General features: G+C 46.6%; 22 protein-coding genes. 10 read left to right on the top strand and 12 right to left on the bottom strand.

Annotation, left to right across the window (positions count from 1 at the left end):
* Positions 1-8: 8 nt before the first annotated feature.
* Positions 9-611 carry a phosphoribosylglycinamide formyltransferase gene (gene purN / locus NDK19_RS03705; protein WP_250630488.1) on the top strand — a complete coding sequence of 201 codons (603 nt, stop codon included), beginning with the start codon at positions 9-11 and terminating at the stop codon, positions 609-611.
* 226 nt (positions 612-837) lie between these two features.
* Here purN and NDK19_RS03700 read toward each other — a convergent pair whose 3' ends face one another.
* Positions 838-1,365 carry a YfiT family bacillithiol transferase gene (locus tag NDK19_RS03700; RefSeq protein WP_250630487.1) on the bottom strand — a complete coding sequence of 176 codons (528 nt, stop codon included), beginning with the start codon at positions 1,363-1,365 and terminating at the stop codon, positions 838-840.
* Between the two features lie 85 nt (positions 1,366-1,450).
* Positions 1,451-3,424, bottom strand: a complete 1,974-nt coding sequence (gyrB, locus tag NDK19_RS03695) for a DNA topoisomerase (ATP-hydrolyzing) subunit B (protein ID WP_262910260.1) — start codon at positions 3,422-3,424, stop codon at positions 1,451-1,453.
* Between gyrB and NDK19_RS16880 the strand changes: the two genes are divergently transcribed.
* Positions 3,423-3,551, top strand: coding sequence for a hypothetical protein (locus NDK19_RS16880; RefSeq protein WP_262910259.1), 129 nt, complete (start codon positions 3,423-3,425; stop codon positions 3,549-3,551). The two genes, gyrB and NDK19_RS16880, sit on opposite strands and share 2 nt — an antisense overlap.
* Here the strand turns inward: NDK19_RS16880 and NDK19_RS03690 are convergent.
* From NDK19_RS03690 to rfaD, 3 genes are read right to left on the bottom strand one after another with little or no spacing between them, the layout of a single operon-like run.
* Positions 3,531-3,866 (bottom strand): phage holin family protein, encoded by a 336-nt coding sequence (locus tag NDK19_RS03690; protein WP_250630486.1) that lies wholly within the window; start codon positions 3,864-3,866, stop codon positions 3,531-3,533. The two genes, NDK19_RS16880 and NDK19_RS03690, sit on opposite strands and share 21 nt — an antisense overlap.
* A 43-nt stretch (positions 3,867-3,909) precedes the next feature.
* Entirely contained in the window at positions 3,910-4,701 is a 792-nt protein-coding gene (locus tag NDK19_RS03685; RefSeq protein ID WP_250630485.1) for an alpha/beta fold hydrolase, read from the bottom strand.
* A gap of 23 nt (positions 4,702-4,724) precedes the next feature.
* A complete protein-coding gene (rfaD, locus tag NDK19_RS03680) occupies positions 4,725-5,696 on the bottom strand; it encodes an ADP-glyceromanno-heptose 6-epimerase (protein ID WP_250630484.1) in 972 nt (323 codons plus the stop codon).
* Positions 5,697-5,775: 79 nt separating this feature from the next.
* Here rfaD and NDK19_RS03675 point away from each other — a divergent pair, with 79 nt between their 5' ends.
* The 4 genes from NDK19_RS03675 to NDK19_RS03660 all read left to right on the top strand — a co-directional run bounded on the left by NDK19_RS03675 (position 5,776) and on the right by NDK19_RS03660 (position 11,683).
* Positions 5,776-7,497 carry a GAF domain-containing protein gene (locus NDK19_RS03675; protein ID WP_250630483.1) on the top strand — a complete coding sequence of 574 codons (1,722 nt, stop codon included), beginning with the start codon at positions 5,776-5,778 and terminating at the stop codon, positions 7,495-7,497.
* Between the two features lie 25 nt (positions 7,498-7,522).
* Positions 7,523-9,238: a gamma-glutamyltransferase gene (ggt, locus tag NDK19_RS03670; protein WP_394801672.1), complete on the top strand. Its 1,716-nt coding sequence runs from the start codon at positions 7,523-7,525 to the stop codon at positions 9,236-9,238.
* A gap of 128 nt (positions 9,239-9,366) precedes the next feature.
* On the top strand, positions 9,367-9,855 hold the full coding sequence (locus tag NDK19_RS03665) for a DinB family protein (protein ID WP_250630482.1): 489 nt from the start codon (positions 9,367-9,369) through the stop codon (positions 9,853-9,855).
* A gap of 109 nt (positions 9,856-9,964) precedes the next feature.
* The gene (locus NDK19_RS03660) at positions 9,965-11,683 is read left to right on the top strand and encodes a phospho-sugar mutase (RefSeq protein ID WP_250630481.1); all 1,719 of its coding nucleotides are present in this window, start codon (positions 9,965-9,967) and stop codon (positions 11,681-11,683) included.
* Between the two features lie 80 nt (positions 11,684-11,763).
* On the opposite strand, the gene NDK19_RS03655 is transcribed toward NDK19_RS03660, so the two are convergent.
* Both NDK19_RS03655 and NDK19_RS03650 read right to left on the bottom strand, forming a co-directional pair.
* Complete coding sequence (locus NDK19_RS03655; protein WP_250630480.1) at positions 11,764-12,378, bottom strand: thioredoxin family protein; 615 nt, start codon at positions 12,376-12,378, stop codon at positions 11,764-11,766.
* A gap of 51 nt (positions 12,379-12,429) precedes the next feature.
* Entirely contained in the window at positions 12,430-12,924 is a 495-nt protein-coding gene (locus NDK19_RS03650; RefSeq protein WP_250630479.1) for a TlpA family protein disulfide reductase, read from the bottom strand.
* Between the two features lie 61 nt (positions 12,925-12,985).
* Here NDK19_RS03650 and NDK19_RS03645 point away from each other — a divergent pair, with 61 nt between their 5' ends.
* Together NDK19_RS03645 and NDK19_RS03640 are read left to right on the top strand one after the other, a co-directional pair.
* On the top strand, positions 12,986-14,203 hold the full coding sequence (locus NDK19_RS03645) for an NADH-quinone oxidoreductase subunit D (RefSeq protein ID WP_250630478.1): 1,218 nt from the start codon (positions 12,986-12,988) through the stop codon (positions 14,201-14,203).
* The gene (locus tag NDK19_RS03640; RefSeq protein WP_250630477.1) at positions 14,203-15,408 is read left to right on the top strand and encodes a glycosyltransferase family 4 protein; all 1,206 of its coding nucleotides are present in this window, start codon (positions 14,203-14,205) and stop codon (positions 15,406-15,408) included. The genes NDK19_RS03645 and NDK19_RS03640 overlap by 1 nt, the downstream gene beginning before the upstream one ends.
* On the opposite strand, the gene NDK19_RS03635 is transcribed toward NDK19_RS03640, so the two are convergent.
* The 4 genes from NDK19_RS03635 to NDK19_RS03620 are packed head-to-tail and all read right to left on the bottom strand — an operon-like array spanning position 15,389 to position 18,002.
* A complete protein-coding gene (locus NDK19_RS03635) occupies positions 15,389-15,580 on the bottom strand; it encodes a DUF6435 family protein (RefSeq protein ID WP_250630476.1) in 192 nt (63 codons plus the stop codon). The genes NDK19_RS03640 and NDK19_RS03635 overlap by 20 nt on opposite strands.
* Before the next feature lie 47 nt (positions 15,581-15,627).
* Positions 15,628-16,305: a DUF5683 domain-containing protein gene (locus tag NDK19_RS03630; RefSeq protein ID WP_250630475.1), complete on the bottom strand. Its 678-nt coding sequence runs from the start codon at positions 16,303-16,305 to the stop codon at positions 15,628-15,630.
* 5 nt (positions 16,306-16,310) lie between these two features.
* Positions 16,311-17,225: a ParB/RepB/Spo0J family partition protein gene (locus tag NDK19_RS03625; protein ID WP_250630474.1), complete on the bottom strand. Its 915-nt coding sequence runs from the start codon at positions 17,223-17,225 to the stop codon at positions 16,311-16,313.
* Positions 17,226-17,228: 3 nt separating this feature from the next.
* Positions 17,229-18,002: a ParA family protein gene (locus NDK19_RS03620; RefSeq protein WP_250630473.1), complete on the bottom strand. Its 774-nt coding sequence runs from the start codon at positions 18,000-18,002 to the stop codon at positions 17,229-17,231.
* A 235-nt stretch (positions 18,003-18,237) separates the two neighbouring features.
* Between NDK19_RS03620 and NDK19_RS03615 the strand changes: the two genes are divergently transcribed.
* Positions 18,238-19,050, top strand: coding sequence for a hypothetical protein (locus tag NDK19_RS03615; protein WP_250630472.1), 813 nt, complete (start codon positions 18,238-18,240; stop codon positions 19,048-19,050).
* Between the two features lie 135 nt (positions 19,051-19,185).
* Positions 19,186-20,628, top strand: a complete 1,443-nt coding sequence (locus NDK19_RS03610; RefSeq protein ID WP_250630471.1) for a sodium:solute symporter — start codon at positions 19,186-19,188, stop codon at positions 20,626-20,628.
* Between the two features lie 223 nt (positions 20,629-20,851).
* Here NDK19_RS03610 and NDK19_RS03605 read toward each other — a convergent pair whose 3' ends face one another.
* Positions 20,852-21,256 carry a hypothetical protein gene (locus NDK19_RS03605; RefSeq protein ID WP_250630470.1) on the bottom strand — a complete coding sequence of 135 codons (405 nt, stop codon included), beginning with the start codon at positions 21,254-21,256 and terminating at the stop codon, positions 20,852-20,854.
* Between the last annotated feature and the right edge of the window lie 37 nt (positions 21,257-21,293).

Raw genomic sequence — 21,293 nt, 5'->3', positions numbered from 1 at the left:
TCTTTTTCATGCCTACTGTTGCTTTATTTGCTTCCGGAAGCGGTACTAACGCCGAAAATATCATCAAAAAATTTCAACACATTCCGAACCTGCGGTTTGTTGTTTACTGTAACAAGCCCCATGCAGGTGTGCTGGCACGGGCGGCCGCTTTGCAAGTACCGACAGTAGTATTCAATCGCCACGATTTCTATGAATCGGACAAAATATTGCGGCGACTCCTTGATGAAAAAACCGATTTGATAGTATTAGCGGGTTTTCTGTGGCTGATGCCTGCTGCAATTGTTGCGCAATTTCCGCAGCGCATCATCAACATTCATCCGGCCTTGCTGCCCAAATTTGGCGGAAAGGGCATGTATGGTGCAAAGGTACATGAGGCCGTAATAGCAGCAGGCGAGCAGGTTTCGGGTATCACCATTCACTACGTGAACGAACACTACGACGAAGGGCAGATTATCAGGCAGGCGGAATGTCCTGTTTACCCAACCGATACCCCCGACACACTTGCGGCGCGGATTCATGCGTTGGAGTATGAGCACTATCCGCAAGTGGTGGCTGATTTACTGCATGTAAGCAGTGAGGCAAGCTCAAACGCATTACCTGATGTGCCATGATTTTGAAGGATAAAAGTGCAAGCGATTTGCAAACCTGATTGTATAAGTTGCTGAAAAACAGGTGATTAAAACCTGACAGGTTTTAGAGAACTGTCAGGTTTATGTATGATACAGGTAAACACTAATGAAGGTGTTCATGTAAACAAATCCGCGTTATCTGTGTTTAAAAAAACCAACAAAAAGTTTTTTATTTAGACCAATGACAACTACCAACCCATGCGGCTTTTTAGTTGTGTGATATGTGCCAAACGGTGTTTGCCATGCCATGCATACATAGCTGTTTGGTAAGCGATGGTAAAGGTTTTACCATATTGCGGATGCGTAAATGCGTAAATACGCGCTGCCACTGTTCGCTGTGCATGTGTTGAAGTAACATCACCCATTTGGCATGAACACCTTCTATAATTTGCAAGGCAGGCTCAACAGGCATGAGCTTACTGTCTGCCAATTCCGCCCATAGGTCTTCATGGTAAGGTTTAACGGTTGGGTTTTCCTCTGTCAGTGCCAATTTGATGCGACTTAGTCCGTTCATGTGGCTGTCTGCCAAGTGGTGAATTACCTGACGGATTGTCCAGCCTCCCGGGCGATAGGGAGTGTCTAACTGTTCTTCCGACCAGCCTGCAACGGCTTCTTTGAGTTTTTGCGGCAGTGTGGCAAGTTCTTGCATGTTTTGTTGCAGTAGGTCTGTGGTAAAAACTTCAGGTGCCTGAAATTTTCCGACGGGAAATTTGAGTTGTTCAAGTGTAGCTTCCATAAGCACAATTTTTTTACAATTAAACAGCCCTTGGCGTATTCATGTGAACGACAAGGGCTGAATATCGGATGTATGTGGATTTTTTTTAGATATCTACGCGCGCATACTTGGCATTTTTCTCAATAAATGCACGGCGTGGAGCTACTTCATCACCCATCAGCATAGAGAACAGGTGGTCGCACTCTGCTGCTGATTCAATATCTACGCGCTTCAGGCTTCTTTTTTCGGGGTTCATGGTTGTTTCCCAGAGTTGCTCGGGGTTCATCTCACCCAAACCTTTGTAGCGTTGTATGTTTACGCTGTCTGCTTTTCCGCCGCCAAGTTCCAGCACGGCACGGTCGCGTTGGTCGTCTGTCCAGCAATAAACCTCCTGCTTACCTTTTTTAACCAAATACAGGGGCGGCTGTGCAATGTACAAATGTCCCTTGTCAATCAGGTCTTTCATGTAGCGGAAGAAGAAGGTCAGAATCAGCGTTCTGATGTGGCTGCCGTCTATATCGGCGTCAGTCATAATGATAATTTTATGATAGCGCAATTTCTCGAGGTTCAGCGCTTTTTCGTCGCCGTCTTTCCCAAAACTGATGCCGAGGGCTGTAATGATGTTTTTGATTTCTTCGTTGTCGTAGATTTTATGCTCCTGAGCCTTTTCTACGTTGAGGATTTTACCGCGCAGCGGCAGAATTGCCTGAAAGTTGCGGTCGCGACCTTGCTTGGCTGAGCCGCCCGCCGAGTCGCCTTCGACTAAATAGAGTTCGCAAAGGGCAGGGTCGCGCTCGGAGCAATCGGCAAGTTTACCGGGCAGCCCTGTGCCGCCAAGTACACTTTTGCGCTGCACGGCTTCGCGGGCTTTACGTGCTGCCTCACGCGCACGCGCTGCATTAATAACTTTGTCTATCAGGTTTTTAGCTTCTTTGGGGTTTTCCTCGAGATAGCGGTTAATCATTTCCCCTACGATGGTATCTACCGCGCCCGCAACTTCGGAGTTACCCAATTTGGTTTTGGTTTGTCCTTCAAATTGGGGCTCGGCTACCTTCACGGAAATAATGGCGCTCAATCCTTCGCGGAAGTCATCGCCCGTAACTTCTACTTTGGCTTTTTCAAGCAATCCGTTGCGGTCTGCATAACCTTTGATACTGCGGGTAAGTGCGCGGCGGAAACCGGCGACGTGCGTACCTCCTTCGTGTGTGTTGATATTATTTACATACGAAAATATATTTTCGGCATAATCGGTGTTATATGTCAGCACAACTTGCACGGGAATGCCGCCTTTGTCGCTTTCCATGTAAATGGGGCGTGGAATAAGTTGTTGGCGTGTGCCTTCGATGTACTGAATAAACTCAATCAGCCCTTGCTCGGAGTAGAACTCTTCGCTGAGGAAAGAACCGTCTTCATTTACTTCGCGTTCATCGGTCAGAAAAATGCGAATACCCGAATTGAGGAATGCCAATTCGCGCAGACGGGTGGCAATTGTTTCGTATTTGTAAACCTTAGAGGTAAATATGCTGTCATCGGGCAGGAAGTGCACGCGTGTACCGCGTTGGTTGGTAGTGCCGACTTCTCTTACGGGATAGTGCGGGTTGCCATAGCTGTACTCTTGTTCAAATATCTTCCCGTCGCGATATACATTAACTTTCAGGTATTTAGACAAGGCGTTTACGCAGGATACACCTACACCGTGCAAGCCGCCCGATACTTTGTAAGAATCTTTGTCAAATTTACCGCCGGCGTGCAGCACGGTCATTACTACTTCCAGTGCCGAACGTCCTTCTTTTGGGTGAATATCGGTTGGGATACCGCGCCCGTTATCCAATACGGAAATGGAGTTGTCTGTATGAATCGTAACATGGATGGTGTCGCAATGACCTGCCAGTGCTTCGTCTATTGAGTTGTCCACCACTTCCCATACTAAGTGATGCAATCCCTTTACGCCAATGTCGCCAATGTACATGGCAGGGCGTTTGCGAACGGCTTCTAAGCCTTCTAAAACCTGAATGTTGTCGGCTGAGTAATTGGCTTGTGATTTAGCAATGGGTTCAGTAGCTTGGGTTGTTTCCAACATGCGTTCTCAGATAAAAATTACCTGCGAAATTACGCAAAAAATGGCTGTCGGACAAATGATTCAGGCGGCAACACAGACTTTTATCCATGTTGCCGCCGTTAATTTTTTATTGGAAAATCCACTGTAAAACGGTGCCTACTACCGAAAGTGCGATGCTGTAAATGATGGCGGGAATAAACCCTTCTACCTTGAAATCATCCAAAACGGCAGCCACAATTTGGACAATAAATGCGTTAATCACAATCAGGAAAAGCCCAAGCGTGAGTATTGTTACGGGGAGCGTAAGCAGTACGAGAATGGGCTCGATGGTGTATCGTGCTAAAATGAGCAGAAGCCCCGCAATAACGGCCGTGCCAAAACTCTTGATTTTGATACCCGGCACAATAAAGGCCGTTATGTAAACAGCCGCAGCATAAACCAAAAAATTAATGATAGCAGACATTTTGCGTAAAGTTTAAGTTTAATGGTTTGTACGCAAAACATGGTCAGAGGTTTTGCAGAAACTCATCCAATCGGCGATTTACCTCTTCGGGCGCTTCTACGGTTGATGTATGACCGGCAGCGGGTATGCGGTAGAGTTTTGCTTGCGGAATCTGACTTTTGATGCGTTCTGCTTTCTCCGGTACGGTAGCAACGTCTTCATCGCCTACCAAAATCAGTACGGGCAACTGAATGCGCTTCAACTCGTCAAAAACAGCGCGCCTGCTGATAACAGCCTCCACGGAGCGGGTAATGCTTTTTCTGTTGGCTTCCAGTTTGTCCGTCCATTCGGCACGAAGCCCTGCTTTTTGTGGGTCTTTGAGGAACGACTGCCCGAACATAATGGGCATCACTTTGGACGTAACAGCCTTTACGCCAAATAATTTGACAATGGTATTGAGCAGCGTGTATTTGAATTTGTTCGGTTCTTCGTCGGCAGAAGTTTCCATCAGAATGCAACTTTTGAGCAGGTCGGGGCGGCGGGCTGCCAAACGCATGGCAATAAATCCTCCCATAGAAAGCCCCGCAAAATGACACGGTGTGCATTGGAGGTGCAACAACAGTGCTACGGCATCGTTGTAGAGGGTCTCCATGTCAAACGGTGTCTTGCTGTCGGCGCTGCGCCCTTGCCCGCGGTGGTCGTAAGTGATGCAGGTGTAGCGGTCTTTCAGGTGGCGTACCTGTTCGCGAAACATTTCCCCGCTCCAAAGCAAACCGTGCGAGAAAACAATGGTCTCCGGGCCGTTGCCGTGTATTTCGTAGTAAATTTCTGTTCCGTTTACCTGTGCTATCGGCATATGTTTGTAGGTTAATTTGATGACTAAAAGTAACGGTTTTTCATTAAAAATTCCTGCACGTACTCTGTTACACCCGCCTCGAGACTGTAAAACGGCTGTGAGTAGCCTACGGATAACAGTTTGGTCATATCGGCTTGGGTAAAATATTGGTACTTGTCGCGGATATCTTCGGGTGTATCAATGAAGCTGATGTTTTCAGGTACGTTCATTGCCGCAAAGGTTGCTTTTGCCAAATCCAAAAAGGTGCGTGCTTTGCCTGTGCCTACGTTGTAAAGCCCCGATTTAGGCTTGTTGTCCATTAGAAAACGGCAAATATTGATAACATCTTTCACGTAAATAAAGTCGCGCAGCTGTTCGCCGTCTTTGTATTGCGGGTTGTGCGAGCGAAACAGTTTCATGCCACCTGTTTGTCTGATTTGGTTGTAGGCATGAAAAATTACCGAAGCCATGCGGCCTTTATGATATTCGTTAGGGCCGTACACATTGAAAAACTTCAAACCGTACCAAAAAGATGGTTTTTCAGGCTGTGCAATTGCCCATTTGTCAAAATTGTTTTTAGAATCTCCGTAGGGATTGAGTGGCTTTAATTGGTTGATAATATTTTCGTCGTCTTTGTAGCCGATTTCGCCTAAGCCGTAGGTGGCAGCCGAGGAAGCATAAACCAACGGAATATCGTGTTTTGCGCATATCCGCCACAATTGCTGGCTGTAAGTAACATTGAGTTGTTCCAGAATGCGGTAATTAAACTCGGTGGTATCTGTCCGAGCACCTATGTGATACACGCAACTAATATGAGCAGCATTTACGGTCAGCCATTCGGGGAAAACGGTTCTTTCAATGCGATGAGATATCTGCTTGCCTATCAGGTTTTTATTTTTTTCCGGATTATCAAAAAGGTCAACGGCAACAATGCTGTCATGGCCTGCCCGATTCAACTCCGCAATCAAGCAACTGCCGATGAAACCTGCCGCACCGGTTACTACTATGTAGGACATAATTTTGTTCAGTTTTACTTCAAGTGAGCAAATATCCAATTTTAGGCTTAGATTTAAGGCCTTAATCAGCAAATCATTTATGCGCTTCTTCAATCTGGCAAGTTTTAAGGGGCAACTAAACCTTGTATTTACGCTGCTGCTAACGTTTAATATCATCAGGTTTGGCATTGTCATTTTTTCTACTGCCACTTTACAAACACAGGCAAACCAGTTGCGCCTGCTGAATAATATCAGAGCAAACCTGAAAGACATCGAGACAGAATTTAACAGTGCCAAGTTGTCGCTGATGCATTTGATGCAAGGATTCATGCAAGATGACAGGCAGTCGTGGCAGGCACGTTTCAAGCGTAATATTCTGAATATGACCGATTTGCAAAAGAGTATTGCGCTCAACTTTGATTCGCTTGATTTGGTTGAAAGTAAAATCGTTACCGATTCGCTTGCGATTATTATTCAGGACTTCGAGAATAAGGGTTTGCAAATGTTTGCAAAGGCCGATGCGGATTCCATAAGCTATGAACAGCGCAAGCAAATTTATGAGGAGATTTACCTGAGCAAAATCGAGGATGAGATTGAGCCCGCATTGCTCAAATTGCTTTATTTCAATTTGGGTAAAAACTATGTAGATGACAGGAGGCTGGTATTATTGGAAGAACAAAGTACTATGATTAGCACCTCCGGTGATCTGAACACCATTATTTTCTTCATCACATTAACCATAATCGTTTTATTCTGGTATCTGCTCACGCGGCGTGTAAATTTTTCCATCGGCAAAGTGTACAACAAACTCCGCAATATTTTGACGGGAAAACTTGTGAAAGACAACACGGATTTGTTGCGCAACGAATTGAAAATATTGGATAAAATATCAGACCAAATTACGGACAAACTCGTCCAAACCGTTCATTTTGTAGATGCACTTGGTCAGGGCAAATATGATGTTGATTTAGAGAAATTTAATGATGACGACCACTATTCGTCGTCGCTTTTAAAAATGCGCGATGCTCTTCGCGAATTGGCCATCAGAGACAGCAAGCGCAATTGGGCTAACGAGACTACCGCCCGATTCTCCGAGTTGCTGCGCGACAATACCAAGACGGCTCAGATGCACGCACGCAGCTTCCTGCAATTGATGGTTGCCGAGCTACATGCACAAGTAGGGGGGATTTATCTGGCGCAAAATGCAGGCGAAGAAAAGCACCACTTGGCTCTGACGGCTGCTTATGCCTACGGCCGCGATAAGAGTTTACAAAAAACCATCGCTCCGGGTGAAGGGTTGTGCGGACAGTGTTATCTGGAAGGAGAAACAATTGTTATCCGAACCACTCCCCAAAACTTTTTCACGATTCCGGCAGGTATTGGCGATATAGAGCCAACTGCAGCAGCCTATGTTCCCATCAAGCTGAACAACAAAACGCTGGGCGTGCTGGAAATTGCTTCCGTAAGACCTTTTGAGGAGCATCAGATAGACTTGATGGAAAAAGTATGCACCCTGTTTGCAGCTACCGTAGAGTCTATCCAAAATTTTGAAACGAACAGCCGCTTGTTGGAACAAAGCCAGATGTTGGCCGAAGACCTTCGTTCACGCGAAGAGGAAATGCGTCAGAACATGGAGGAACTGACCGCCACGCAGGAAGAAATGATGCGCTCGCAAACCGAACTTTTCAATCAGTTTGAGGAGTTGGAGCAGGCAAAACTTATTGCCGAAGAAAAACTAAGAGCAGAACAGCAGAGGCTTCAAAAAATTATTCTGGAAAAAGAACATATCATCGAACAACTTACTGCAAAAATTCATTCCTAAAACCGTTGTTTGTTCTCTTATGAAAATGAAAAACTTACTACTGGGAGTTACCTTTTCTTGTTTGGCAACCTCATTTGCCATGCCTGTACAGGCGCAAGACCGCATTACAGGGAAAACTTTTGCCACCCGTTCGGAAGTTATTGCACAAAACGGCATGGTAGCAACCAGTCATCCGCTTGCCACACAAGTCGGGTTGGACATCCTGAAAAGCGGCGGCAATGCCATTGATGCGGCTATTGCGGCTAACGCAGCCATCGGCTTGATGGAACCCACAGGCTCAGGTATCGGCGGCGACCTTTACGCCATTGTGTGGGATGCCAAAACGCAGAAATTATACGGTTTGAATGCCAGCGGACGCTCTCCCAAAGGGCTTACAATGGAATATTTCAAAAAGAACGGCTATAAAAGTATCCCTTCCTACGGGCCACTGCCCGTAAGTGTACCGGGTTGTGTGGACGGTTGGTTTATGCTGCACGGCAGATTCGGCAAAATGAAGATGGAGAACATCTTAGCCCCTGCCATCAGCTATGCCGAAAACGGCTTTCCTGTAACCGAATTGATTGCCTACTATTTGCAAGGGGCGGCTGCTCGATTCGGCAATAACCCGAAATATCCCAACTTTACGGAAACCTACATGCCGGGCGGTAAACCCCTCCAAAAAGGCGATGTATTCAAAAATCCGGCCCTTGCCAACACCTTGCGCCAAATAGCCAAAGGCGGTCGCGATGCTTTCTACAAAGGAGCCATCGCTCAAACCATGGCCAAATTTATTCAGGAACAGGGAGGTTTTTTGAGTGTAGAAGATTTGGCCTCTCATACAAGCGATTGGGTAGAACCCGTAAGCACCAATTACCGCGGCTATGATGTATGGGAATTGCCACCCAACGGCCAAGGCATTGCCGTATTGCAAATGCTGAATATTTTGGAAGGTTTTGATTTCAGCAAAATCCAATTTGGCAGCCCTGAGCACATTCATTTGGTAACGGAAGCCAAAAAACTGGTTTTTGAAGACCGCGCACGTTATTATGCTGACCCTGCATTTGCCAAAATACCTGTAAAACAGTTGATTAGCAAAGAGTATGCAGCAGAGCGCCGCAAACTGATTAACCCCAACCGCGCCAGCTATAATTTTCAGGCCGGCGAAGGATTTGCACAAGAAACAATCTACCTGACTACTGCCGACAAAGAAGGCAACATGGTGTCATTCATTCAGAGTAATTATCGCGGCATGGGCAGCGGCATGGTGCCTCCCGGTTTAGGCTTCATGTTGCAAGACCGGGGCGAATTGTTTAACCTCGATGAAAACCACGCCAATGCCTACGCACCCGGCAAGCGCCCGTTCCATACCATTATTCCGGCCTTTATTACCAAAAACGGCAAACCATGGGTTAGCTATGGCGTTATGGGCGGCGACTACCAGCCAATTGGCCATACGCTGATAGCCATGAACCTGATTGACTTTGGCATGGGTTTGCAGGAAGCAGGGGATGCGCCCCGAATAGACCACATCGGCAGCACAGACCCTACCGGTGCAGACCCGCGTATGCCTCGCGGCGGACAGATTACACTTGAAAGCGGCTTCCCGTATGAAACTATTCGCGAATTGATGCGCATGGGACATCAGGTAGGCTTCGGTTTCGGCGGATACGGTGGCTATCAGGCCATTATGTACGATGCAGAAAAGAAGGTCTATTACGGAGCTTCTGAAAGCCGCAAAGACGGACACGCTGCCGGTTATTAAACGGTTGAGCCAATTAAAACGCGCGGTCTACATCTGCTTGCAGTTTAATTAGGCAAATCTACGGACGTTTTCGCTGATGCTTCAATCCAAAATACCAAATCCGAATTCCGAAATTAACTTTAACAACCATGACAAAACTTGAATTGGTGAAGCAGGCATACAATCGTCTTGTTAATAATATCTACAAATCGTTTGACAAGATTGTAGCGGCCATGCCCGATGAGAGGTTAGACATGAAACCCTCTCCCGACAACATGTCTTTTAAACAAATTGCCGTCCATGTGTACCAAACCGCATTAATGGTGGGGCATTCCATGAAAACCGGACAAATGGATAAAGCAGATTTGCAACTGATTCCGTTCTCCGGGGATGATGTGCACAGTGCTGCGCAGATTGTGGACTACGGCAACAAAGTAAAGGCGCACCTGCAACAGATTGTAGAATCCATGAACGAGGAAGATGCCGTAAAGCCAATCGCCACCACTTTTGGCGTTACCATGAATCCGTTGCGAATGTTGAATGTATTGCAGGAAGAAGCCATCCATCACCGTGGGCAATTGACCATCTGCTTGCGGATGGAAGGAATTAAGCCTCCGAGTATTTATGATTACAGCTAAACAGGCTTGACTTGCATAAGTCTTTTGTGTATGTTTATACGCCCGAACACCCTAAGAGTTTTTGTAACTCTTAGGGTGTTATCTTACGCACAACAAACTCTTCTTTAATATGGATGCAACTATTCAGCAAAAAGTAAACACTTGGCTTTCAGGAAATTATGACGAAGCAACCAAAGCCGCTATTCGCCAAATGAGCGAGGAGGAACTGACCGAATCGTTTTATCGAGACCTTGAATTCGGTACAGGCGGCCTTCGCGGCATCATGGGGGTAGGGTCTAACCGCATGAACAAATATACAGTAGGTGCAGCCACACAAGGGCTGGCCAACTATCTGAAAAAAACATTCCCTAACGAGCAAATTAAAGTAGCCATTGCGCATGACAGCCGCAATAACAGCCCTGAGTTTGCGCAGATAGTGGCAGATGTTTTCTCTGCCAATGACTTCAAAGTGTTCTTCTTTGAATCTCTGCGGCCTACACCCGAACTGTCATTTGCCATCCGTCATTTGGGATGTCATAGCGGCGTTGTGCTCACTGCCTCCCATAACCCCAAAGAATACAACGGCTACAAAGCCTACTGGACAGACGGTGCACAGGTAACGCCTCCGCACGACAAGAACATTATTACAGAAGTTAATGCCATCACATCGGTAGATGCCATTCATTTCAATGGCAAGCCTGAAAATATTCAACTGATTGGGGCTGATGTGGACGAAGTTTATCTGAACGAGATACTAAAACTGTCCATATCAAAAGATGCCATTGCCCGCCATCGCGATTTGAAAATCGTATTTTCACCCATCCACGGTACAGGCATTACCCTTGTGCCTAAGCTGTTAGAAAAAATGGGCTTTACCAATGTGCACATAGTAGAAGAGCAGGCAACACCCGACGGCAATTTCCCGACGGTAATTTATCCGAATCCGGAAGAGCAGGAAGCCATGAGTCTGGCGCTTGCCAAAGCCAAAGCCATTGATGCGGATATTGTAATGGCAACCGACCCTGATGCCGACCGCGTGGGTATCGGTGTGAAAAATCATAAGGGAGAATGGGTATTACTCAACGGCAACCAAACAGGCAGTCTGCTCATCGGCTATATGATTCAGGCATGGAAAAATGCCGGAAAAATTGACGGTAATCAGATGATTATCAAAACCATCGTAACCTCCGAGCTGATAGACCGCATGGCAGAAGCCAACGGCGTTAAGTGCTACAATACGCTGACAGGCTTTAAATACATTGCCCAGTTGATTCGCGAAAAAGAAGGTGTTGAAAAATTTATTGCCGGCGGCGAAGAAAGCTATGGCTATATGATTGGCGACGCAGTGCGCGATAAAGATGCTATTGCTTCCTGCGGAATGTTGGCGGAGTTATGCGCCTATGCCAAAGACAAGGGCATGAGTTTGTTTGATATGCTGCTCGACAACTACATGCACTACGGCTTTTTCTATGAAGGATTAGTTTCTCTAACCAAAAAAGGCAAAAGCGGTGCCGAAGAAATTAAGGCCATGATGCAAAACTGGCGCAACAATCCGCCCAAAACCATTGACGGCAGCCCTGTAACCCGTATGCTGGACTATGAAGCGCAAAAAGAATACGATTTGCTGAATGGAACAGAAAAGCCTATTACATTGGCTAAGAGTGATGTATTGCAGTTTTACACAGCCGACGGCTGCAAAATCTCTGCGCGTCCTTCGGGTACTGAACCTAAAATAAAGTTCTATTTCAGCGTTAATACCCAACTGACCGACAAGGCAATGTTTGATACCACAGAGCAGCAATTAAAAGACAAAATAGCCCGCATTGTGGAAGAAATGCAACTGAAATAGGCCGACTGTATCAGAGTCGGAGGTGCAACGGGTAAACTTGCTGCACCTCCGATACTTGTAAAACCTTGACTGTGCGGTGATTATTCGCGCCACTTGATGGTACATCCGATGGCCTTTGTAGTGGCTTTGCTGACCACGCGGCCTGCCTGCAACTCATCAATGGCACGCTCCACATACTTTTCGGTGGCGTTGGCAGCATCTTCCGGACTATTGTCTATGCCGCCTACATACATGACTTTCAGTTTGTTATCCTGCTTTTGTAAAATCCATACATGAGGCGTGCGTGCCGCCCCGTAGGTGCGTGCGACTTCCTGTGTTTCGTCTTGCAGATAGACATAAGGGAATGACTTTTCTTGTGCGCGTTGCACCATCATCTCAAAGTTATCTTCCGGTTGTTTGGTCGCATCATTCGGGTTGATGGCCACCACAGGATATCCTTTGCTTGCATATTTATTGTGCAGGGCTATAATGCGGTCTTCGTACAGTTTGGCAAACGGGCAATGATTGCAGGTAAAAACGATAATAAAGCCTTTTGCCTGCTTGTAGTCTGCCAATGAAACCATCTGGCTGTCAATATTTTTTAAGCGAAAGTCGGAAGCGTCATCACCGGGTTGCAGGCCGCCCGTGCGCTGTGTCCATCCCATGGAGGCCAGCCCCAGTAATAGGGTTGTCAGCAGTAAAACTTTACCTTTCATCTTCTTGCGGAGGGTTTGGTTCAAACATGTATGTTCTAAATTCATACCAATTTAAAACATTTCCTCCAAAAGTTGTTCAAGCCGTTGATAGTTCGTTTCGCCGCTAATCGTTACCCTTTGGTTGCGTTGATTATTGAAAATCAGGGTGAAAGGGATGTCGCCCTGCCAGTTGCCGTCTATCAACGGAATCCATTGGTCATAGTCGGTATTGTTTAATAACCAGACAGGCTGTTGAATATTTTTACTGCGAAGAAAAGGCTTCAATTTTGTTTCAAGGGACGACCGGAAGTCCATGCTAATCAACCACAAACGAACGTTTTTATGGCCGAATGTTTCACCGATGCGTATAAAATCGGGCAGTTCTTTTACGCAAGGTGCGCACCACGTAGCCCAAAAGTTTACAATATGAAGCGTATCTGACTGATTTTTAATGAGTTGTTCTACTTTGTCTACATCAACCACTTCTACTTGCTGGCTGTGGGCATTGAGCGAATACAAGGCAGTTATCAGGAATACAAGCCTGAACAGACTTTGGCGTACTTTCATAGCAGGTGATTTGGCAAACGACATCAAATTTATACAAATTCCTGTGTTAATTTTGTAACCTATGCCTGCCATTACGTACGATTTTGCGGAAGATAATTTGCGGATTTCAGAGCCGTCCAAATACAAGATAGAGGAACTGGGCGAGGGGCGTTTCATTCTTAATTTGGGGCCGCAGCATCCTTCAACCCACGGCGTTTTGCGTCTGGAAGTACTCACCGACGGTGAAACCGTAATAGACGTAGTACCGCATTTGGGCTATTTGCATCGCTGTTTTGAAAAGCACGCCGAGCATTTGCCCTACAACCAGATTATCCCTTTCGTAGATAGGCTGGACTATGTGGCTGCCATGAATTGCGAGCACGCCTATGTGCTGGGCGTTGAGAAGATGCTCGATTTGGAGGGCAAAATACCGCGTCGTGTGGAGTTTATCAGAGTATTGGTTGCTGAGCTGAACCGTCTGGCATCTCACTTCGTGGCAATCGGGACGTATGCCATTGACATGGGTGCATTTACTCCCTTTTTGTGGATGATGCGCGACCGCGAGCACATACTTCGTTTGTTGGAATGGATTTGCGGCGCACGAATGCTCTACAATTATATGTGGGTCGGCGGTTTGTATTATGACCTGCCGCTTGGCTTTGAAGAGCGATGTCAGGATTTTATACAATATTTGCGACCTAAATTGGCAGAATGTGAGCGGCTGCTGATTGAAAATAAGATTTTTATTCAACGTACAGCCAATATTGGCGTGTTGCCCTTAGAAACGGCCATTAACTACGGCGTAACAGGGCCGATGTTGCGGGCATCGGGACTGAAATATGACCTGCGCAAAGTGGACGGCTATTCTGTTTACCCCGAATTGGAATTTGATGTACCAATCGGGCAGGGGTTGATGGGCACACAAGGCGACTGCTGGGACAGAACCTATGTGCGGCTGTTGGAGTGTCGCGAAAGCGTTGGCATTATTGCACAATGTTTGCAGCGATTGACCACAGATTGCGCCCGTTCCCGTGATTTTGACCCGCAGGCGGCAGTTCCTAAAAATCTGCGTGTGAAAAAGCAAATGGAAATTTATTCGCGTGCGGAAACTCCCAAAGGAGAATTGGGATTCTTTTTCCGAAGCCAGCCCACCAGCGATGTGCCTTGGCGGGTAAAATGCCGCTCTTGCTCTTTTTCCAATCTTTCGGTTATTGCAGAGATGGCGCGCGGGGGGCTAATCGCCGATTTAATTGCCGTTTTAGGCTCAATTGACATAGTTTTGGGGGAAATTGACCGTTAGTGAGAGTACTGCTGATTACGCCGAGTTTTCCTCCTGACAGGGGGGCTTGTCCTCGCCATATGCAAGGAGTGGTAGATGGTCTTGTACAGGCAGGACACGAGGTAGTGGTGCTTACGGCACTGCCTCACTATCCGCAAGGGAAGATTGACAACCATTTTCGCGGAAAATTATTTCATCAAGATTTTTTTAAGGGTTACGAGGTTTGGCGATGCGCTTTAATGCCTTCGGCTTCGGTTAGCATATTGCCGCGCCTATTTTCGGTGCTTTCACTCATGTTTTTCATGCTGTTGCGCAGCAAAACGGTCGCTGCTTTTGCGCCCGAATGGATAATTGTGCAATCGCCGCCACTGCCGTTGGCACTGCTTGGGTGGTGGTTTGCCCGACAAAATCAGGCGCGCTTGATACTCAATATTTCCGATTTATGGCCGGATGTGCTTGCTCAGATGGGGGTAATTTCCCGAAGCAATCTGCTTTTCCGATGGGCAAAGCAAACCGAGTTGTTGCTGTACGAAAAGGCGGATATTATCATAGCCCAATCGGAAGAGTCGGTCGCCTATATTCAGCGGTATGTACCTGAAAAACAGGTTTTACTCTACCGCGTGGGCATTTTGCCCGAAAAATACACAACCAAAAAACCGCGAATGCATCAACCGCGCCGCTTGATTTACTTTGGACTGATAGGCATGGCGCAGGGGTTGGAAGATATTTGCCAAACCATTCCTTTTGCCCGATTAGGCGTTGAGTTGCACATTTTCGGCGATGGGCCTTTGCGCAACCGTTTGCAAAATTCCTTGGCGGGAACTCCCAATGAGGCGTTTTGTCAGCTGCACGAATCGGTGGACTACACGGCCATACCAACCTTGTTGGCCGATTTTGACGGAGCACTGATTCCGCAGCAGCAGCGTTTGTACGGCACTGTCCCATCCAAGTTGTATGAGGCAATGGCAGCAGGGTTGCCTGTCATATTTTCGGGGGAAGGAGAAGCAGCGGAAATTGTGCAACGGGCATCTTGCGGGTGGACGGCCTCAGCAGGTAACTGGCAGCAACTCAGGCAGTGTATCTACGAATTTGCCGCCGCTGATGACGAACAACTGCACGCTCTTGGCAGTGCGGGCAGGCTGTTTGCCGTGCAGCATTTCCATTTAGATGCTCAAAACAAATTGCTGGCTGATGTGCTGCAACCGACTAACTGCCTGACTGTCTGAGATTTTCTATTTTTTTCATCACTTCTTCCGCTTCCTGTGTTTTGAGAGCAAAGGCCTTAATATCGCCTTTGCGTTGCAGTTGCATGGCCTCCTCCGAGAGTTGCGCATAGCGTTTGGTCAGGCGTTCAATTTCCTTTTCAGCGGTATTCTTTTTTGAAAACAGTCCGAACATGGCTTATCTAATCAGTTTACTCCTTAACCTCTTGTAAGCCGATTTGTTCAGTTTTTCCATACAGGGCGTTCAAATCGGAAAGCAATGCCAATACCTAAGGCAGGCGCGCCTTGCATCGGAACAGGCTCTATGCTGGGTTTGAAACGCATGGAAAGGTCGTCGGATACATCAAAAGTTTTCAGGTGTGCGGTAGTGGCGGCTTCTGCTATTTGGAGCAAATACAACCCAATACCGAGAATGATGGTATAATCGCGTTCGCGCCTGAATCGGTCTCGTTGCGAGCGGATACCGTCGTCATTGCCTGTATTGAATCGCGCATCGGGGATTGTAAAAGGGTTTTTGTCAAGTCTGTATTGGTAGGCATCGCGAAAGCCCGTGTAATTGCGCTGGTTAAAATTCAGCGTGAAGGCCAGAACACCTGCCGCAGCATAAATAGCAGGCACTTTGAGATACCAGAAATTCTTGTTGTAGATTTGACCCAACCCCGGCAAGGCTGCCGAAAGCAGGGCTGCTTTCGTAGGCTCTGAAATAGGTTTCGGGCCTTCTATCAGGCGGGTTAAAGAATCCAGCCGCTTTTTGAGCGCCACGGTATCCATGCCGATATCGTTGGCAGGTGTTATTTGTGCATCGGCAAATCGGCTGAGGCTGCCGAACAGGAACAACAGCAAATAAAAATGCCACTTTTCAGCAAAGCGGCGCTTTTGTATGTCCTTATGTTGAATCATTGGCGTTAAGAAAGTTCCAGTAGTTCCAATATGCGGTTAAGGTCTTCGTCGGAAAAGAAAGGGATTTTGATTTCACCTTTGCCTTGCTCATTGCGACTTACCTGTACGCGGGTACCGTAGCGGTTGGAAAGCCTGTTTTGTAACTGAATGATTTCCGGATGGATGCGGGGGGCTGCCTTTTTAGCAGTTTCCGAGGCTTCGGGTTTCGTCAGCAGCGACCTCACGGCTTCTTCTGTTTTGCGGACAGACCATTCCTCATCAACGATTTTCTTAAACAGTGAAAGTTGCGTGTCAATATTCTCGATATTGATAAGCGCACGGGCATGTCCCATGGATATTTTGCGGTCGCGCAGCCCTGCCTGAATGTCGGGAGGCAGTTTCAGCAGGCGCAGATAGTTGGTAACGGTGCTTCGGTTTTTACCCACGCGGTCGCCGAGTTCTTCCTGCTTCAAATTACATTCGGTCAGTAACCGCTGATAGCTGAGCGCGATTTCAATGGCATTGAGCTCTTCGCGCTGAATGTTTTCTATCAGTGCCATTTCCAGCATCTGCTGGTCGTTGGCAGTGCGTATATAGGCCGGTACGTGTGTCAGCCCTGCCAACTTGGAGGCTTTCAGGCGGCGTTCACCCGAAATCAGTTGATAGCTGCCCGGTTCTAATTGTCGGACGGTGATGGGCTGAATAATTCCCTGTACGCGAATAGATTCGGCAAGTTCTTCCAGCGCCGTCCGGTCAAATTCCGTGCGAGGCTGAAAAGGGTTTACCTCAATTTGCTCGAGCGGAATTTCATGGATGCGACCAACGGAAACTACTTCTGCGATGGCATCGGTAGAAAGGTGTTCGGTTGTATTGTCTTCCAGTAAGGCGCTCAGTCCTTTGCCCAGACCGGTGCGCTTTTTCAATTGTGGCTTGTCGGACATGGGTTACTTAGTAATGCCGTTTTTGTTAAGAATTTCACGCGCCAAGTTCAAATAGCTGAGTGCACCTTTGCTTTCCGCATCGTGGGCGATGGCAGGCATCCCGTAACTCGGTGCTTCGCTCAGGCGGATATTGCGAGGAATCATGGTTTGGAACACCAGATTTTTGAAGTGCATATTTACCTCTTCTACCACCTGATTGGAAAGTTTCAGGCGCACATCATACATGGTGAGCAAAATGCCTTCAATTTGCAATTCGGTATTGAGCCTTGTTTGAATAATCTTGATGGTATTCAGCAACTTACCCAAACCTTCCAACGCAAAATATTCGCATTGCACCGGAACGATGACCGAATGGGCAGCCGTTAGGGCATTAACCGTTATCAAACCCAGTGAAGGCGAACAGTCTATAAATATAAAATCGTATTTGTCTTTGACCGGTTCAAGCGCAGTTTTCATTCGCTCCTCGCGACGCGGGATATTAATCATCTCAATTTCAGCACCTACCAAGTCTATATGTGAAGGGATAAGGTCTAAAAACTCAAACGAAGTTTCTTTAATGACCTCACTCACAGGGGTTTCATTAATCATGCAATCGTAGATGCTTTTTTGCACTTCGCGTGGATTAAAGCCAAGCCCGGAAGTAGAGTTGGCCTGGGAGTCTGCATCTACTACTAAGCATTTGTATTCCAATGCTGCTAAACTGGCCGCGAGGTTGATGGCTGTCGTGGTTTTGCCCACACCGCCCTTTTGGTTGGCAATAGCTATGATTTTACCCATGGAAGGTCTGATAATCAATTAGTTAATGAAAAGCGTGCTTGCAAGCATTGCAAATATATGATTTTATCCCCTGAAAACTAAATAGTTAGCCGCGTACTTTCCGGCACGCGCCGAACCATAAAAAAAGTGTTGTTCAACACAACAAATTCGCAACTTTGAACGTTCTAATGTTACAAAATTGTTAATTTTGTGTTACAAAAAAACGATTGTATGACATAGCTAATCCCTTACGCCGTTGAGAACCCTGTTGTTATCCTTTATCGTCTTTTGGCTGTATGCCTTCGCACAGGCGCAAATTGCACCTGAATTTTTCCGTTGTGAGGCGCAATCGGCAGATACAGCGCAATTACAGGCCAATTTGGCTGCACTTTCGGACAATGTATTGAAAGATTTGCCCGAATCGGAAGAAAAGCGATTGCGAACCATTTTCAGGAGGATTTTCAATAAGTATCTCAAACATTACAGGCAGGGGAGTACGCTCGCCAATGTTTTACAGTCAGGCCACTATGACTGCCTCAGCGGAACAATTGTGTTTGCTCACGTTTTACGGCAGGCAGGTTTCCAAACGGTTGTGTATGAAACCAATATCCATGTGTTTCTTACGGTAGTTCTTGGTAACGGGGTAGAGGTGCTGATAGAAACCACAGACCCTATTAACGGATTAGTAACATCTCCGACGATGGTTGCGCGGCGCAAAGAAGAGTATATCCGTCGGTTTGCGGCCTATCGTGAGCAGGAAGCCTCTCACTATCGCTCCGAGTTTCAAATTATGCGCGCCATCCCGTTTGAGGAGTTAGCCGGTTTGCAATGTTTCAATCGGGCGGTAACGGCCTATAACAATAAACAGTTTGCGCTCGCCGCCGATTACCTGTTCCAATCGCAATCGCTGATGACTACCGAAAGAGGCATGGAGCTTATGATATTGTCGTTGGAAGGAATTTTGGCGCATCATTCGCTGACGAGTGAAAAGCAATTGGCATTGCTCGATGCCATTGAGCAGTACAAGTCTAAGCTCAGCCGCTTGCCCAAGTTGGCAGTCTATAAATAACGAGTTTTGCAGTTGTCAAACATCGGATTTGGTTTATCCGCCAAGCCCAATCTTGCCAAAAGTTTGGGCTTTTGTTTTTTTGGGAGCTATTTTTTCGCTTGTTTTACTGTATCCAACGCTTTCACCGATTTTATTATGTCGCCTATACTGGTCTTAACAATAATCGTTATTTACTTTTCTATGCTGATGGCTGTGGCTTGGTACACTTCGCGCGGCGCTACTACCGATACCTTTTTCACGGCCGATAAGTCCGCCCCATGGTACTTGGTTGCGTTCGGCATGATTGGTACTTCTCTTTCGGGGGTAACGTTTATTTCCGTACCGGGGGCAGTAGGCAAACATGCGTTTTCCTATTTTCAGATGGTGCTGGGCTACTTACCCGGTTATGCGTTCATCGCGCTGGTGCTGATGCCGCTCTACTATCGCCTGAATCTGGTATCTATTTACACCTATCTGGAAGAAAGATTTGGATTTTGGTCATATAAAACCGGTTCGTTTTTCTTTATCCTCTCGCGTTCCATCGGCTCGGCATTTAGGTTGTACCTGGCCGCATTGGTATTGCAACTCGGCATTTTTGAGCATTGGGGCGTTCCTTTTGAAATTAATGTGATGGTAACCATTGCCCTTATCTGGATTTACACGTTCAAAGGCGGTATCAAAACCATCATTTTTACCGATACGCTCCAAACTTTTTTCTTGGTCAGTGCACTGATTGTCAGTGTTTTTCTGATAGCAGGCGAGTTGAATCTGGATTTTGCGGGATTAGTAAAAAGCGTAGAGCAAAGTCCGTATTCTCAAATCTTTTTCTGGGATTGGAACGACGATAAAAACTTTTTCAAGCAGTTTTTAGCAGGAACTTTTATTGCCATTACGATGACGGGCATGGATCAGGATTTGATGCAAAAGAACTTGACTTGTAAGAACCTGCGCGATGCACAGAAAAACATGTTTTCCTTTTGCATGGTGCTTATATTTGTCAATTTTCTTTTCCTTACGTTAGGCTCACTGCTCTACGCCTATGCAAACAGTCGCGGCATTGAGATTCCCGCCAAAACTGACAATTTGTATCCCATGCTGGCGTTAAATCATTTCGGTTTGCTGGTGGCTGTATTTTTCCTGTTGGGTATCACGGCTTCCTCTTATGCCAGTGCCGATTCGGCTTTGGCATCGCTGACTACTGCCTTTTGCGTGGACTTTCTCGATTTTAAAAATCGTTCGGATGAAGCCGAAAAAGCCCGTTTGAAATTATGGGTACACGTAGGTTTTTCCGCACTGCTTTATTTTATTATCCTGATTTTTAAGTGGATTAATGATGATGCCGTTATTAATGCGGTGTTTAAAGTTGCAGGCTACACCTACGGCCCGTTGCTGGGTTTGTTCACATTTGGCTTATTTACCAAAGTCAAAGTGCGAGATTGGGCAGTACCTTTTGTGTGCGTGGCCTCACCTGTGATTTGTTACATTCTGAATGTCAATTCCGAAGCATGGTTCAATGGGTTTAAGTTTGGCTTTGAACTGCTGGTTGTGAATGGAGCTATCACGTTTTTAGGTTTGTTACTGTTCAGCCGGCGGGGATAATCGGATACATGCCTGCTGATGACATGGCTTGGGCGGATTTTCGCGGATAATTCTAAAAAAAACAGTGTAAATCTGTCCCTGTCGCTTTATCAGCGTTCTATTCTTGCTGATTTTTCAAAATTGCACGGGAGAATTTGGCGATTCAGAATTTCCCAAATTGCTTATGCCGAACTCAGCACATTGAGGAAGCAACAGAATGCGCTGAGTTCGCGATTACGACCAATTACTCTGTCAGCCAGTTTTTTGCTTCCGATTCGCTGTCAAAGTAACGCGGGGCACTGTACTTGTCGGCAATGCCTTCTTCTTCCATCAACTGTTCCAGTGATACCTGCGCAAAGATGTCATTGCTTACCAGAATGGCCATGCGTTGCAGGCTGGTTGTACGTGGTGCTATCTCTTTGGCTGTCCATTCCTGCAAATCGGGGGTAATGGTAAATCGCAGGTGGCGCAAGTCAATCAACAAACGCTCGGGTTGATGTTGTTCGCAGAGGTTTCCGTAGGCCGTCATATTGTACTTGAAATCATCGGCTGTCATGCGTTCATCTGCATCGGGTGTGTAGATGTAGCTGATAATAGAGGTTGAGGGTTCCCAGTCAATAATGACGTACTTTGACTCATGTAGCTTCATAATAGTGTTTTTGTGCAAAACTAAGAATATGGCTGTT

The sequence above is a fragment of the Rhodoflexus caldus genome, assembly GCF_021206925.1.
In the GTDB taxonomy this organism is placed as follows: Bacteria; Bacteroidota; Bacteroidia; order Cytophagales; family Thermoflexibacteraceae; genus Rhodoflexus; species Rhodoflexus caldus.
This window is presented reverse-complemented; position numbering and strand designations above follow the sequence as displayed.

Bases quoted from the DNA above. Each gene is read 5' to 3' on its own strand.
- NDK19_RS03690 (WP_250630486.1), bottom strand. From the start codon at position 3,866: ATGTCTGCTATCATTAATTTTTTGGTTTATGCTGCGGCTGTTTACATA.
- NDK19_RS03635 (WP_250630476.1), bottom strand. From the start codon at position 15,580: ATGTTCGGACTGTTTTCAAAAAAGAATACCGCTGAAAAGGAAATTGAA.
- NDK19_RS03610 (WP_250630471.1), top strand. From the start codon at position 19,186: ATGTCGCCTATACTGGTCTTAACAATAATCGTTATTTACTTTTCTATG.
- NDK19_RS03685 (WP_250630485.1), bottom strand. From the start codon at position 4,701: ATGCCGATAGCACAGGTAAACGGAACAGAAATTTACTACGAAATACAC.
- NDK19_RS03625 (WP_250630474.1), bottom strand. From the start codon at position 17,225: ATGTCCGACAAGCCACAATTGAAAAAGCGCACCGGTCTGGGCAAAGGA.
- NDK19_RS03700 (WP_250630487.1), bottom strand. From the start codon at position 1,365: ATGGAAGCTACACTTGAACAACTCAAATTTCCCGTCGGAAAATTTCAG.
- NDK19_RS03660 (WP_250630481.1), top strand. From the start codon at position 9,965: ATGGATGCAACTATTCAGCAAAAAGTAAACACTTGGCTTTCAGGAAAT.
- NDK19_RS03650 (WP_250630479.1), bottom strand. From the start codon at position 12,924: ATGAAAGTACGCCAAAGTCTGTTCAGGCTTGTATTCCTGATAACTGCC.
- rfaD (WP_250630484.1), bottom strand. From the start codon at position 5,696: ATGTCCTACATAGTAGTAACCGGTGCGGCAGGTTTCATCGGCAGTTGC.
- NDK19_RS03665 (WP_250630482.1), top strand. From the start codon at position 9,367: ATGACAAAACTTGAATTGGTGAAGCAGGCATACAATCGTCTTGTTAAT.
- NDK19_RS03645 (WP_250630478.1), top strand. From the start codon at position 12,986: ATGCCTGCCATTACGTACGATTTTGCGGAAGATAATTTGCGGATTTCA.
- NDK19_RS03605 (WP_250630470.1), bottom strand. From the start codon at position 21,256: ATGAAGCTACATGAGTCAAAGTACGTCATTATTGACTGGGAACCCTCA.
- ggt (WP_394801672.1), top strand. From the start codon at position 7,523: ATGAAAAACTTACTACTGGGAGTTACCTTTTCTTGTTTGGCAACCTCA.
- gyrB (WP_262910260.1), bottom strand. From the start codon at position 3,424: ATGTTGGAAACAACCCAAGCTACTGAACCCATTGCTAAATCACAAGCC.
- purN (WP_250630488.1), top strand. From the start codon at position 9: ATGCCTACTGTTGCTTTATTTGCTTCCGGAAGCGGTACTAACGCCGAA.
- NDK19_RS16880 (WP_262910259.1), top strand. From the start codon at position 3,423: ATGCGTTCTCAGATAAAAATTACCTGCGAAATTACGCAAAAAATGGCT.
- NDK19_RS03630 (WP_250630475.1), bottom strand. From the start codon at position 16,305: ATGATTCAACATAAGGACATACAAAAGCGCCGCTTTGCTGAAAAGTGG.
- NDK19_RS03655 (WP_250630480.1), bottom strand. From the start codon at position 12,378: ATGAAAGGTAAAGTTTTACTGCTGACAACCCTATTACTGGGGCTGGCC.
- NDK19_RS03620 (WP_250630473.1), bottom strand. From the start codon at position 18,002: ATGGGTAAAATCATAGCTATTGCCAACCAAAAGGGCGGTGTGGGCAAA.
- NDK19_RS03675 (WP_250630483.1), top strand. From the start codon at position 5,776: ATGCGCTTCTTCAATCTGGCAAGTTTTAAGGGGCAACTAAACCTTGTA.